This window comes from Streptomyces hebeiensis, from assembly GCF_052983195.1.
In genome coordinates this window covers 2,271,524-2,283,957 of sequence record NZ_CM129812.1, presented here as the reverse complement: position 1 = coordinate 2,283,957, position 12,434 = coordinate 2,271,524, and the positions used below count along the sequence as shown (strand labels likewise).

Here is a 12,434-nt window from a genome sequence, read left to right as displayed (position 1 = left end):
GCCGTGGCCGTGGCCGGGGGCCTGGGCCGCGGGCGCGGCGAGGCGCACGGCCGGCCCGGAGCCGCGGGCGGGCCCGGGCCGGCCACCGCCCTGCCACGGCCACGCCCCGGCCCAGGGGCACCGGCCGGGCGCGGCTACCGGACGCCGAAGCCGTACGTCGTGCTCGACGTGTACACCTCGCCCGGTCGCAGCACCGTGTCCGGGAACCCGGGCCGGTTCGGCGAGTCCGGGAACGCCTGCGTCTCCAGCGCCATGCCGGCGCCCGGCCCGTACGGCTGCCCGTCGAGGTAGTCGCCGGTGTAGAGCTGGAGGCCGGGCTCGGTCGTGGTGAGGGTCATGAACCGGCCCGACACCGGGTCGTACACCTCCGCCACCTGCCGCGCCGCCGGTCCGCCGCCCTCTCCCGCGGCCGGCCCGCGGCCGTCCAGGACGAAGTTGTGGTCGTAGCCGGGGCCGACGACCCGTGGCGTACGGAAGTCGAAGCGCGTGCCGGCGACCGGCGGCAACTCCCCGGTGGGCAGGAGGGCGTCGTCCACCTCGGTGAACCGCTCGGCCGCCACGCGCAGTTCGTGCCCGGTGGCCGGACGGCCGCCGCGGGCGCCGCCGAGGTTCCAGTACGTGTGGTTGGTGAGGCTGACCGGAGTCGCCGCGTCCGTCTCCGCCCGGTAGTCGATCCGCAGCCCGCCCGCCGCGTCAAGCGCGTACGTCACGGAGACCGCCAGCCGGCCGGGGAAGCCCTCCTCGCCGTCCGGGCTGATCCGCGACAGCCGGACGCCGTGGTCGCCGTCCCGCACCGCGTGCCACACCCGCTGGTCGAAGCCGCGCTCCCCGCCGTGCAGACAGTTCGGCCCCTCGTTCGCCGAGACCCGGTGGGTCCGGCCGTCCAGCGCGAAGGCGGCACCCGAGAGGCGGTTCGCGTACCGGCCCACCAAGGCCCCGAAGTACGGCCCGCGGGCCGCCAGATAGCCCGCGAGGTCGGGGAAGCCGAGCACCACGTCGGCGACGGCCCCGGTCCGGTCCGGGACCTCGACGGACTGCACGATGCCGCCGTACGTCAGCAACCGCACCCGGGTCCCGGCCCGTTCGAGGGTCCAGCGGTCGACCGGGGTGCCCTCGGGGTCCGTTCCGGCGGATTCGGTGCTGATGACAGTCATGATCACGACGATACGCGCACCGCGCCGACCTGGGTACGGGCCCCGGCCGGCGACCCGGGACGCCGGCCCCACGCCCTCGACACCCTCTCCGCAAGGCCCGCCCGGCCGTTCGCCGGCCGTCCGGTCAGCCGGGTGGCCGGTCCGCCGTCACATTGCGGTAGGCGATCTCCGCCAGCCGGCTCTGCCCGTTCTTGCTGGGATGGAACCAGTCCCAGTGGCTCAGCTGCTCGCCGGTGAAGCGGTAGTCGAAGACCGCGTCGCCGTCGTACCGGCAGCGCCTGTCCTTCGCGCACACCTCCCGCAGCACGCCGTTGTACGCCACGACCCGGTCGTAGACCATGTCGCGCCGCTTCCGCGCCCGCTCGCTCATGTCCTGCGCGTCGCCCAGCATCGTGGCGCAGATCCCCAGCTTCCAGATCTGCCGGCCCAGCGGATTGCCGCGCCCGGTCGACCAGAGCCGCTTGAGATCCGGCACGCTCGACACGTACACCTGCGCCTTGGGCGCCCCCGCGCGCAGCGTGCGCATGGCCGTCTCGAAGGACGCCCGGAAGTCCTCGACCGGTGTCATCCGGCGTGCCGTGTCCTGGCAGGCGTCGTTCGCGCCGACCATGACCGTCACCAGCTCCGGCCGGTTCCGTGCCGCCCGTGCCATCTGGGCGGGCAGGTCCGCCATCTTCGCGCCGGTCGCGGCGTGGTTCCAGGTGCGCGTCTTCGTGGCGGGCGCGCCGAGCAGCCGGTAGGCGAGGCTGCGCACCTCGCTGTCCGTCCCCGTCGCCCAGGACACCTGCGGGCAGTCCGCCAGCACCACGCACGCGTCGAAGCCACGGGTGATCGAGTCGCCGACGGCGGCCACCGAGGACGGGCTGGGGTCCCACACGGGCGTGGGGCTGGGGGAGGGGGTGGCACGTCTCCCGGCGGTGCCCGTCCCGTCGTCACATCCGGCGAGCACCCCGGTCACCGCGAGGACCACCGCCGTCAGGGCGGCGGCGCCGGCCCGCGACCGGCGTCCGCGGTTCCGGCCCCGCACGGTTTCCACCGGCACGGTCTCCCGCATCACGGTCCCCCGCGTCAGGGTCTCCCGCATCACGGCCTCCCCATGGGCGTCGTCCGGCCTCCGAGGCGGACGGAAGTGCGCAAGGACGTCCGGCGGCGCTCCGGCGAGTGAAAGCTTCGCGCATATCGGCCTCGGGACCGACGGTACGTCACCCCGTTGTCGCTGCCGCACGATAGCTTTTCCACGTCGAATCAGAGGCGCCCTTCTCCTTTGACTCCGGTAAATTACATCACGTCACATGCTGTCCCTTTTGCGGAGTTTTACTCCCGATGCTGTTTACTGAGGCCGCTGGGAAAAGGCGAACCTCGTCCCACACTGGAGGTCCCGGTGACGACACGTGGAGTTCTGTACGTGCACTCCGCACCGCGCGCGATGTGCCCGCACATCGAGTGGGCGGTCGCGGGCGTGCTCGGCCAGCGGGTGCAGCTCGACTGGATCCGGCAGCCGGCGGCACCCGGCACCTGGAGAGCCGAGGTCTCCTGGCAGGGCCGGGCGGGCATCGCCGCCAAGCTCGCCTCCGCGCTGCGCGGCTGGCAGATGCTCCGCTTCGAGGTGACCGCCGAGCCCTGCGCCACCGCCGAGGGCGAGCGCTACAGCGCCACCCCCGCCCTCGGCATCTTCCACGCCGTGACCGGTATGCACGGCGACATCCTGGTACCGGAGGACCGGCTGCGCGCCGCGCTGGCGCGCTCCCAGCAGGGGGAGACCGAACTGGCGGCGGAGATCGCCAAGCTGCTGGGCAAGCCGTGGGACGACGAGCTGGAGCCGTTCCGGTACGCGGGCGAGGGCGCACCCGTCCGCTGGCTGCACCAGGTGGTCTGACGGTCCGGGCACCGAGAAGGCCGCTCCCGCCTGGGCGGGCGGGGCCGGGGCGTCTACGGTGGTGCCATGGCCGACCTACCCGCAGTAGCCGTCCTGGGCACCGGCATCATGGGTGCCGCGATGGCCCGCAACCTCTGCCGCACCGGACACGACGTACGCGTGTGGAACCGCACCCGCGCCAAGGCGGAGGCGCTCGCCGCCGACGGCGCCACGGTCGCCGACACGCCCGCGGAGGCCGTCGCCGGCGCCGATACCGTCCTGACCATGCTGTACGACGGGCCCGCCGCGCTGGACGCGATCGAGGCGGCCGGGCCCGGGCTGCGCCCCGGCACCGTCTGGCTCCAGTCGACGACCGCCGGCATCGAGGCCGTGGCGCCGCTGGCCGCCCTGGCCCGGGAGCACGGCCTGCTGTTCGTGGACGCCCCCGTCCTCGGCACCAGGGCACCCGCCGAGAACGGGCAGCTGCTCGTCCTCGCCGCGGGCCCGGAAGCGGCGCGCGCACCGCTGGCCTCCGTCCTGGACGCCGTGGCGGAGCGCACGGTCTGGTTGTCCGACGACGGCTCCACCGGCGCCGCCAGCCGCCTCAAGCTCGTCTGCAACAGCTGGGTGCTCGCCCTCACCGGCGGCACCGCCGAGGCGCTGGCCCTCGCCAGGGGACTGGGCGTGGACCCCCGCCACTTCCTGGAGGCGGTCGCGGGCGGCGGGCTGGACTGCGGCTATCTGCGGGCCAAGGCGAACGCGATCCTCGAGGACGACTACACGCCCAGCTTCTCGGTCACGACGGCGGGCAAGGACGCCCGGCTGATCGTGGCGGCCGGGGAAGCCGAGGGCGTACGGCTGGATCTGGCGGCGGCGGGCGCGGAACGGTTCCGCCGAGCGGAGGAACAGGGGCACGGGGACGCGGACATGGCCGCGACGTACTTCGCCAGCTTCACCGACGGCCGGCCGGATTCCCACTGACCGGTACGCGCCGCGCGGCGGAGAAACGTAACGCCCGGCCGGGGAGCACCCGGCCGGGCGTTACGTTCAGTCCAGCGGTCAGAGGGCCGGCGGACAGCGGTCCCGCGTCCGTGCGGAGGGTCAGACCGTCCGCAGCGCCAGCACCACGTTGTGGCCACCGAAGCCGAACGAGTTGTTGATCGCCGCGATCGTGCCGCTCGGCAGCGCCCGCGCCTCTCCCCGCACCACGTCCGCGTCGACCTCGTCGTCCAGGTCGTCCACGTTGATGGTCGGCGGAGCCGTGCGGTGGTACAGCGCGAGCACGGTCGCCACCGTCTCGATGCCGCCCGCGCCACCCAGCAGATGACCCGTCATCGACTTCGTGGCGGAGATCGCGACATGGTCCAGGTCGTCGCCCAGCACCTGGCGCAGCGCCTTGATCTCGGCGATGTCGCCCTGCGGGGTCGACGTGGCGTGCGCGTTCAGGTGCGCGACCTCGGCGGGCTTGAGGTCCGAGGCGTCCAGCAGGTGCTGCAGGGCCCTGGCGATGCCCCGGCCCGACGGCTCCGGCTGCGCGATGTGGTGGGCGTCCGAGGACAGGCCCTGCCCCAGCATCTCGCAGTAGACGCGCGCGCCGCGCGCCGCCGCGTGCTCGGCCGACTCCAGGACGAGGACGCCGGCGCCCTCGCCGAGGACGAAACCGTCCCGGGCCTTGTCGTAGGGGCGCGAGGCCCGCGTGGGCTCGTCGTTGTTCTTCGACATCGCCATCATGTTGGCGAACGCGGCGATGGGCAGCGGGTGGATGGCCGCTTCCGTACCGCCGGTGATGACGACGTCGGCGCGCCCGGTGCGGATCATCTCCGCCGCGTAGCCGACGGCCTCGGCGCCGGAGGCGCAGGCGGAGACCGGGGTGTGCGCGCCCGCGCGGGCGCCCACCTCCAGGCTCACGTTGGCGGAGGGGCTGTTGGGCATCAGCATCGGCACGGTGTGCGGGGAGACACGGCGCTCGCCGCGCTCCTTGAGCACGTCGTACTGGTCGAGCAGGGTGGTCACGCCGCCGATGCCGGAGGCGATCACGGCCCCCACCCGGTCGGCGTCCACGGAGGCGTCCTCGTCCGCCTTGCCGGTGAACCCGGCGTCCGCCCAGGCCTCCCGGGCCGCGATCAGCGCGAACTGCGCCGAGCGGTCCAGCCTGCGGGCGAGCGGTCGGGGCAGGACATCGCCCGGGTCGACCGCCGCCGTGGCGGCGATACGGACCGGCAGACCGGCGAAGCGTTCGCCCTCGAGGGCGCGCGCCCCGGAGCGTCCCGCGAGGAGGCCTTCCCAGGTCGATGCGCTGTCGCCACCCAGTGGTGTGGTTGCGCCGATACCGGTGACGACCACGGTGCGATTGGTCGAGCTCACTGGAATTCTTTCTCCACGTCTAGGGGTGCTGAATGTGTACGGTGCCACCACCGAGTGGCGTCAGCCGCTCGATCCGGTCAGTCCTGGTGCTTCAGGATGTAGTCGGCGGCGTCGCCGACCGTCTTCAGGTTCTTGACGTCGTCGTCGGGGATCTTGACGTCGAAGCGCTCTTCGGCGGCGACGACGACCTCGACCATGGACAGCGAGTCGACATCCAGGTCGTCGGTGAAGGACTTGTCCAGCTGGACGTCCTCCTCGGGGATACCGGCGATCTCGTTCACGATCTCGGCGAGACCCTTGACGATCTCTTCCTGGGTGGCGGCCATTGGGGCGCTCCTTCGATGTTGAGCTGAGGGATGAATCGGAACACGTTCCCGGAGAGATCCGGCGCGGTGTGCCTAGGGGAGGGTAACGACCGTCGCGGCGTAGACGAGACCCGCCCCGAAGCCGATGACGAGGGCGGTGTCACCGCTCTTCGCCTGTCCGGTCGCCAGGAGCCGCTCCATCGCGAGCGGGATCGAGGCGGCCGAGGTGTTGCCGGTGGTCTCCACGTCCCGGGCGACCGTGACGCTCTCCGGCAGCTTCAGAGTCTTCACCATCGAGTCGATGATCCGCATATTGGCCTGGTGCGGGATGAAGACGTCCAGGTCTTGCGGGCTGATCCCGGCCGCGTCCAGTGCCTGCTGGGCGACCTTCGCCATCTCGAAGACGGCCCAGCGGAACACCGCCTGGCCTTCCTGGGTGATGGCCGGGAACCGCTCCACCGTGCCGTCGCGGTACGCGTCCCACGGCACGGTCTGGGTGATGGTGTCGGACTTGTCGCCCTCGGAGCCCCACACGGTCGGGCCGATCATCGGCTCCTCGGCCGGGCCCACCACGACCGCGCCCGCACCGTCGCCGAACAGGAAGGCCGTCGCCCGGTCCGCCAGGTCGGTCAGGTCCGAGAGCCGCTCGACGCCGATCACCAGGACGTGCTCGGCCGAACCCTCGACCACCATGCCCTTGGCCAGCGTCAGTCCGTAGCCGAACCCGGCGCAGCCCGCGGAGACGTCGAACGCGGCGGGCTTGCCCGCGCCGATCCGGTCCGCGATCTCGGTGGCGACCGCCGGGGTCTGCTTGAAGTGCGAGACGGTGGCGACGACGACCGCGTCGATCTGTTCGGGAGCGATCCCGGCGTCGGCGAGGGCCTTGCCGGCTGCCTCGGCGGACATCGCGGCGACGGTCTCCTCCGGGGAGGCCCAGTGCCGGGTCGCGATGCCGGAGCGGGAGCGGATCCACTCGTCGGAGGAGTCGATCGTCTCGAGGATCACCTCGTTCGGCACGACCCGGGTCGGGCGGTAGCCGCCCACACCCATGATGCGCGCGTACGGGGCGCCCTTGCTGGGCTTGATCTTCGACATGCTCTCCGGTCTCCTATTCAGCCGCGGCGGATTCGGCCGTGGCGGAGTGCTCGGCGATCAGCGCACGGGCCGCGTCGAGGTCGTCGGGTGTCTTCAGGGCCACGGTCCGCACCCCCGGCAGGGCGCGCTTGGCGAGGCCCGTCAGGGTGCCGCCGGGGCACAGTTCGAGCAGCGCGGTCGCGCCCCGGCTCTGGAAGGTTTCCATGCACAGGTCCCAACGCACCGGGTTGGCGACCTGACCGACCAGACGTGTCACCACATCGGCGCCCGTACGGACGGCTTCGCCGTCCCGGTTCGAGACGTACGGGACGACCGGGTCGGCCGGGGCGAGCGGCGCGGCGGCGGCCTCCAGCTTGGCCACGGCGGGGCTCATGTGGTGGGTGTGGAACGCGCCGGCGACCTTGAGCGGCACCACCCGGCGCACGCCCTCGGGCTTGTCGTCCGCCAGCGCGGCCAGCTGCTCCAAGGTGCCGGCGGCCACGACCTGGCCCGCGCCGTTCACATTCGCCGGCGTCAGCCCGAGCCTCTCCAGGTGCGGGAGCGTGACCTCCGGGTCCCCGCCGAGCAGGGCCGACATCCCGGTCTCCGTGACGGCGGCGGCCTCGGCCATCGCCTGCCCACGGGCCCGGACGAGTTCCAGGGCGGCCTCGTCGGTCAGCACACCGGCCAGCGCCGTGGCGGCCAGTTCGCCGACGCTGTGCCCGGCGGTGACGCCGACCCGGCGCACCACGTCCGCGGTGTCCGGGAAGAGCTGACGGGCCGACAGCAGGGCCGCCGCCACGAGCAGCGGCTGGGCGACCGCGGTGTCGCGGATCTCGTCCGCGTCGGCCCGCGTACCGTAGTGGACCAGGTCCAGGCCGATGGCGGCCGACCAGTCCCGGAGCCGGTCTTCGGCGCCGGGCAGGTCGAGCCAGGGAGTCAGGAAGCCGGGCGTCTGAGCGCCTTGGCCGGGAGCGACGAGTACGAGCACTCTCACACTCTCTCTTGTGTACGGCCATCGGCACCCGTGGGGACAGGGACGAAGAACCGCTGGGGTAATTGTTGGAGTACGACAAAAGTTTAGGTCTGGGGATCTCCGTCGGCCAGACGCCCCAGGATCAGCGCGATGCGCAGGGTGAAGGCGGAGCGGACGTCGGAGGGTGACCAGCCGGTGACGTCAGTCACACGTCGGAGCCGGTAGCGCACGGTGTTGGGGTGGACGAACAGCATCCGGGCCGCGCCCTCCAGACTGCTCGCCTGCTCCAGGTAGACGCTCAGTGTCTCCAGCAGAGCCGACCCCGCCTCCTCCAGCGGTCTGTAGATCTCCTCCACCAACTGATCACGCGCCGCGGGGTCGGCGGCGATCGCGCGCTCGGGCAGCAGATCGTCCGCGAGCACCGGGCGCGGCGCGTCCTGCCAGGCGGCACACGCCTTCAGCCCGGCGGCGGCGGCCTGCGCCGACTTCGTCGCGGCCGGCAGGTCGGACACCACGGGCCCCGCCACCACCGGACCGGCCGCGTACGGTCCGATCAGGGTCTTCGCGACCCGGAGCGGGTCGTCGCTGCCGCCCGCGATCACCACCAGCCGGTCGCCGAGCACGCCGGTGAGGACCTGGAGCTTGGCGTGCCGGGCGGCCCGGCGGATCGCCTCCACCGTCAGCTCGCTGTCCCCCTCCGGGGCGGTGCCCAGCACGACGCAGACGTGCTCGGGCGAGTTCCAGCCGAGCGCCGCGGCCCGGGAGATCGCGCCCTCGTCGGCCTCCCCGGAGAGCACCGCGTTCACGACCAGCGACTCCAGCCGCGCGTCCCAGGCGCCCCGGGCCTCGGCGGCCTGCGCGTACACCTGGGCCGTCGCGAAGGCGATCTCCCGCGCGTAGACGAGCAGCGCCTCGCGCAGCGCGTTCTCGTCGCCGGGGGCCGCGACCTCCTCGATCGCGGCCTCCATCACCTCGATCGTGGTCCGGACCATCTCGACGGTCTGCCGCAGTGTGATCGCCCGCGTCAGCTCGCGCGGCGCCGTGCCGAAGACGTCGGTGGAGATGGCCTGCGGGGCCTCGGGGTGGCGGAACCACTCGGTGAACGCCGCGATACCGGCCTGCGCGACCAGCCCGATCCAGGAACGGTTCTCCGGTGGCATCGCGCGGTACCACGGCAGCGTCTCGTCCATCCGGGCGATGGCGTTCGCGGCGAGCCGCCCGGAGGACCGCTCCAGCCGCCGAAGCGTGGCGGGGTGCGGATGGGATGCGTTCGAGGGTTCAGGCACGGGTCCAAGGGTGCCTCATGGCGGTGGGTGCCCGACGCCGCGGGGCACGTGGGAGGCCGGCGGGCCCCGGCCTTCCAGGCGGGCGGGTCCGCCGCGGGGGACGCCCGGCACACCGCGCGGGATAGCGTGGGGCTGTGAGACACGTACAGGAAGCGGCGCGGCGCTACGCCGGGGGCGACCGGGCCGCCGGCATCGAGTCCCTGCACGCCTTCTCCTTCGGCCGCTTCTACGACCCGGACAACGTGCGCTTCGGCGCGATGATCGCCTGCAACGAGGAGCGGCTCGCCCCGGGCGCGGGCTTCGACGAGCACCCCCACAGCCATACGGAGATCGTCACCTGGGTCGTCGAGGGCGAGCTGACCCACCGTGACTCCGCCGGGCACGCCACGGTCGTACGGCCGGGGGACGTGCAGCGGCTCAGCGCGGCCGACGGGGTGCGCCACGTCGAGCGCAACGACGGGGACCGGCCGCTGGTCTTCGTGCAGACGTGGCTCGCGCCCCTGGAGACGGGCGGCGAGCCCGCGTACGAGATCGTGCGGGGCATCGCCGACACCACGCCCTACGCGGTGCCCGGCGCCGGGGCGGTGCTGCACGTGCGCCGGCCGGCCGACGGCGCGCGCTCGGTCCTGCCGGCCGCGCCCTTCCTGTACGTCCACGTCGTACGCGGCGCGGTACGGCTCGACGGCCCGGCCGGCCGCCGGCTGGGGCCGGGCGACGCGGCGCGGATCACCGACGCGGAGGGGCCGGAGCTGACGGCGGAGGGGGCGGCGGAGGTGCTGGTGTGGGAGATGACGGGCTGAGGACCCCTGAGGGGCCCGGCCTCAGCCGGCGCGCAATTCGGCGAGCACCGCGTCCGTGAAGGGCGGCCACGCCTCGACCGCCCACGAGCCGAAGTCCCGGTCGGTGAGCGCCACGCAGGCCGCGCCCGCGTCCGGGTCGACCCACAGGAACGTGCCGGACTGGCCGAAGTGCCCGAACGTACGCGGCGAGGACGTGGCACCCGTCCAGTGCGGGGACTTGGCGTCGCGGATCTCGAGACCGAGGCCCCAGTCGTTGTTCTTCTGGTGGCCGTAGCCGGGCAGCACCCCGGCCAGCCCCGGGTGCACCACCGTCGTCGCCTCCAGCACCGTCCGCGGGTCGAGCAGCCGGGGCGCCTGGAGTTCGGCGGCGAACCGCACCAGGTCGTCGACGGTCGACACGCCGTCCTTGGCGGGCGAGCCCTCCAGGGAGGTGCTGGTCATCCCGAGCGGTTCGAGGACGGCCTCGCGCAGGTAGTCGGCGAAGGGGATGTCGGTGGCCTTGGCGACGTGGTCGCCCAGCAGCTCGAATCCGGCGTTGGAGTACAGCCGGCGCGTGCCGGGCGCGCTCGAGGCACGGGGCTCGTCGAAGGCCACGCCGCTGGTGTGCGCGAGCAGGTGCCGTACGGTGGCGCCCTCGGGCCCGGCCGGCTCGTCCAGCTCGACCGCCCCCTCCTCGTACGCCACGAGCACCGCGTAGGCGGCGAGCGGCTTGGTCACGGAGGCGAGCGGGAAGCGGTGCGACGTGGGACCGTGCCGGCCCGCGACGCGGCCGTCCGCGCGTACGACGGCGGCCGCGGCGGTGGGCACGGGCCAGTTCTCGATGAGGGCCAGGCTCTGCATGCGTCAGAGCCTACTGGGCCGCCCACGGGGCACGGACCGGGAGCGGACGGGCCCGGTGGCGTGCTCGTACGGGCCTCGTACCGGCCTCGTTCCGGCTCGGGTCGGCGCGCATTCGCCCCTTCCGGCGGTTTCCGGTGGCGGATCCTTGCTTCGAGCGCACTCCAAGGATCTAGCGTGGAAGCCATGACGCTGATCGAGAGCAGCCCCGTACGGACGGATCGCGTGACCAGCTGCGCCGAGGCGCCCCGCTCCCATCCCCGCCCCGACGGCGCGGACCGCTACACGATCAGCGAGGTCTCCGCCTTCACCGGGCTCACCGCGCACACCCTGCGCTGGTACGAGCGCATCGGCCTGATGCCGCACGTCGACCGGTCGCACACCGGCCAGCGCCGCTTCTCCAACCGGGACCTCGACTGGCTCGGCTTCGTCGGGAAGCTGCGGCTGACCGGGATGTCCGTCGCCGACATGGTCCGCTACGCCGAACTGATCCGGGTGGGCCAGGAGACGTTCGAGGAACGGCAGGAGCTGCTGGAGCGGACCAGGCGTGATGTGCTGAACAGGATCGCGGAGCTCCAGGACACGGTCGCCGTACTCGACCACAAGATCAGCTTTTACGCGGACGCCCGCACGGCGTCGGAGAGGGTCTGACACCTCATGAGCGACAGCAAGTCCGACAGGACGGAAAAGATCCAGAAGGTGGCCCTGGGGGCAGGTGGCCCGGAGGTGGGCATCCAGGGCCTCGGCTGCATGGGCATGAGCTTCGCGTACGGTCCGACGGACGACGTCGACGAGGCGCGGGCCACTCTGGAGCGCGCCCTCGAACTCGGCGTCACGCTGTACGACACGGCGGACGTCTACGGGTCCGGGGCCAACGAGGAGTTCATCTCGCCGTTCGTCCGGGCCCACCGCGACGAGATCGTGCTGGCGACGAAGTTCTCGCTGGGCCTCGACCCCGCCGACCCGGCCCGGCGGATCATCCGCAACGACCGGCCGTACCTGCGCCAGTGCGTGGAGGCCAGCCTCCGGCGGCTCGGCGTGGACGAGATCGACCTCTACTACATGCACCGGCGCGACGTGGGCGTCCCCATCGAGGAGACGGTCGGGGCGATGGCCGAGCTGGTGACCGAGGGCAAGGTCAAGTACCTGGGGCTGAGCGAGGTCACCGCGGGCGAACTGCGGGCCGCGCAGGGCGTGCACCCGATCACGGCGGTGCAGTCGGAGTGGTCGCTGTTCAGCCGGGACATCGAGCGGCACGTCGTGCCGGCCGCCGTGGAGCTGGGGGTCGGGCTCGTGCCGTACTCCCCCCTCGGCCGGGGCTTCCTGACCGGTTCGTTCGTGCACGCCGACCGGGAGCTGAGCGCCGACGACTTCCGCCGCGCGCAGCCGCGCTTCACCGGGAGCAACGCGAGCGCGAACGCCGCCCTGCTGGAGCCGGTGCGCAAGATCGCCGAGGGGCGCGGCGCCACGCTCGGCCAGGTCGCGCTGGCCTGGGTGCAGCAGCGGGCGGCGGTGCACGGGGTGGCCGTCGTGCCCATCCCGGGCACCCGCAGGCGGAGCAGGGTCGAGGAGAACACGGGGGCGACGCATCTGATCCTCACCGCGAGCGAGCTGGAACTGCTGGAGCCGATCGCGGGGCAGGTGGCCGGTGGCCGGTACGCCGACATGAGCGTCACCCCGGAGAGCCGGGAGTAGACCTCCGCCTCTGGGGCCTGCGGCCCCGGATTCACCGGGTCCGGGACCCCGGAGTTCCCGCGGGTCCCGGACCCGGGGGTGCCGGGAC

The 12,434-nt window shown here is 73.1% G+C and carries 13 protein-coding genes; 5 read left to right on the top strand and 8 right to left on the bottom strand.

What is annotated here, in order from left to right; genetic code table 11:
• Positions 1 to 134: 134 nt before the first annotated feature.
• Entirely contained in the window at positions 135 to 1,154 is a 1,020-nt protein-coding gene (locus ACU6P3_RS09735; protein WP_447196772.1) for an aldose epimerase family protein, read from the bottom strand.
• A 124-nt stretch (positions 1,155 to 1,278) separates the two neighbouring features.
• The gene (locus ACU6P3_RS09730) at positions 1,279 to 2,208 is read right to left on the bottom strand and encodes an SGNH/GDSL hydrolase family protein (RefSeq protein WP_051765049.1); all 930 of its coding nucleotides are present in this window, start codon (positions 2,206 to 2,208) and stop codon (positions 1,279 to 1,281) included.
• Positions 2,209 to 2,535: 327 nt separating this feature from the next.
• Here ACU6P3_RS09730 and ACU6P3_RS09725 point away from each other — a divergent pair, with 327 nt between their 5' ends.
• On the top strand, positions 2,536 to 3,030 hold the full coding sequence (locus ACU6P3_RS09725) for a DUF3145 domain-containing protein (RefSeq protein ID WP_447196771.1): 495 nt from the start codon (positions 2,536 to 2,538) through the stop codon (positions 3,028 to 3,030).
• Between the two features lie 66 nt (positions 3,031 to 3,096).
• On the top strand, positions 3,097 to 3,990 hold the full coding sequence (locus ACU6P3_RS09720) for an NAD(P)-dependent oxidoreductase (RefSeq protein WP_447196770.1): 894 nt from the start codon (positions 3,097 to 3,099) through the stop codon (positions 3,988 to 3,990).
• A 120-nt stretch (positions 3,991 to 4,110) separates the two neighbouring features.
• Here ACU6P3_RS09720 and fabF read toward each other — a convergent pair whose 3' ends face one another.
• From fabF to ACU6P3_RS09695, 5 genes are all read right to left on the bottom strand, one after another.
• The gene (gene fabF / locus ACU6P3_RS09715) at positions 4,111 to 5,373 is read right to left on the bottom strand and encodes a beta-ketoacyl-ACP synthase II (RefSeq protein WP_352088743.1); all 1,263 of its coding nucleotides are present in this window, start codon (positions 5,371 to 5,373) and stop codon (positions 4,111 to 4,113) included.
• Between the two features lie 77 nt (positions 5,374 to 5,450).
• On the bottom strand, positions 5,451 to 5,699 hold the full coding sequence (locus tag ACU6P3_RS09710) for an acyl carrier protein (protein WP_030746754.1): 249 nt from the start codon (positions 5,697 to 5,699) through the stop codon (positions 5,451 to 5,453).
• Between the two features lie 72 nt (positions 5,700 to 5,771).
• Entirely contained in the window at positions 5,772 to 6,773 is a 1,002-nt protein-coding gene (locus ACU6P3_RS09705; protein ID WP_344275724.1) for a ketoacyl-ACP synthase III, read from the bottom strand.
• A 13-nt stretch (positions 6,774 to 6,786) separates the two neighbouring features.
• Positions 6,787 to 7,743 (bottom strand): ACP S-malonyltransferase, encoded by a 957-nt coding sequence (locus tag ACU6P3_RS09700; protein ID WP_030746749.1) that lies wholly within the window; start codon positions 7,741 to 7,743, stop codon positions 6,787 to 6,789.
• An 89-nt stretch (positions 7,744 to 7,832) separates the two neighbouring features.
• Positions 7,833 to 9,014: a PucR family transcriptional regulator gene (locus ACU6P3_RS09695; RefSeq protein ID WP_030746746.1), complete on the bottom strand. Its 1,182-nt coding sequence runs from the start codon at positions 9,012 to 9,014 to the stop codon at positions 7,833 to 7,835.
• A gap of 134 nt (positions 9,015 to 9,148) precedes the next feature.
• Between ACU6P3_RS09695 and ACU6P3_RS09690 the strand changes: the two genes are divergently transcribed.
• Positions 9,149 to 9,814, top strand: a complete 666-nt coding sequence (locus tag ACU6P3_RS09690; protein WP_447196769.1) for a pirin family protein — start codon at positions 9,149 to 9,151, stop codon at positions 9,812 to 9,814.
• A gap of 21 nt (positions 9,815 to 9,835) precedes the next feature.
• Here ACU6P3_RS09690 and ACU6P3_RS09685 read toward each other — a convergent pair whose 3' ends face one another.
• On the bottom strand, positions 9,836 to 10,654 hold the full coding sequence (locus ACU6P3_RS09685) for a serine hydrolase domain-containing protein (protein WP_447196768.1): 819 nt from the start codon (positions 10,652 to 10,654) through the stop codon (positions 9,836 to 9,838).
• 183 nt (positions 10,655 to 10,837) lie between these two features.
• Here ACU6P3_RS09685 and ACU6P3_RS09680 point away from each other — a divergent pair, with 183 nt between their 5' ends.
• Both ACU6P3_RS09680 and ACU6P3_RS09675 read left to right on the top strand, forming a co-directional pair.
• The gene (locus ACU6P3_RS09680; RefSeq protein WP_447197826.1) at positions 10,838 to 11,302 is read left to right on the top strand and encodes a MerR family transcriptional regulator; all 465 of its coding nucleotides are present in this window, start codon (positions 10,838 to 10,840) and stop codon (positions 11,300 to 11,302) included.
• A 6-nt stretch (positions 11,303 to 11,308) separates the two neighbouring features.
• Complete coding sequence (locus tag ACU6P3_RS09675; protein WP_447196767.1) at positions 11,309 to 12,346, top strand: aldo/keto reductase; 1,038 nt, start codon at positions 11,309 to 11,311, stop codon at positions 12,344 to 12,346.
• Positions 12,347 to 12,434: the final 88 nt, after the last annotated feature.

Coding starts and splice junctions, on each gene's coding strand:
- ACU6P3_RS09680 (WP_447197826.1), top strand. CDS start 10,838: ATGACGCTGATCGAGAGCAGCCCCGTACGGACGGATCGCGTGACCAGC.
- ACU6P3_RS09675 (WP_447196767.1), top strand. CDS start 11,309: ATGAGCGACAGCAAGTCCGACAGGACGGAAAAGATCCAGAAGGTGGCC.
- ACU6P3_RS09685 (WP_447196768.1), bottom strand. CDS start 10,654: ATGCAGAGCCTGGCCCTCATCGAGAACTGGCCCGTGCCCACCGCCGCG.
- ACU6P3_RS09720 (WP_447196770.1), top strand. CDS start 3,097: ATGGCCGACCTACCCGCAGTAGCCGTCCTGGGCACCGGCATCATGGGT.
- ACU6P3_RS09705 (WP_344275724.1), bottom strand. CDS start 6,773: ATGTCGAAGATCAAGCCCAGCAAGGGCGCCCCGTACGCGCGCATCATG.
- ACU6P3_RS09730 (WP_051765049.1), bottom strand. CDS start 2,208: ATGCGGGAGACCGTGCCGGTGGAAACCGTGCGGGGCCGGAACCGCGGA.
- ACU6P3_RS09735 (WP_447196772.1), bottom strand. CDS start 1,154: ATGACTGTCATCAGCACCGAATCCGCCGGAACGGACCCCGAGGGCACC.
- ACU6P3_RS09710 (WP_030746754.1), bottom strand. CDS start 5,699: ATGGCCGCCACCCAGGAAGAGATCGTCAAGGGTCTCGCCGAGATCGTG.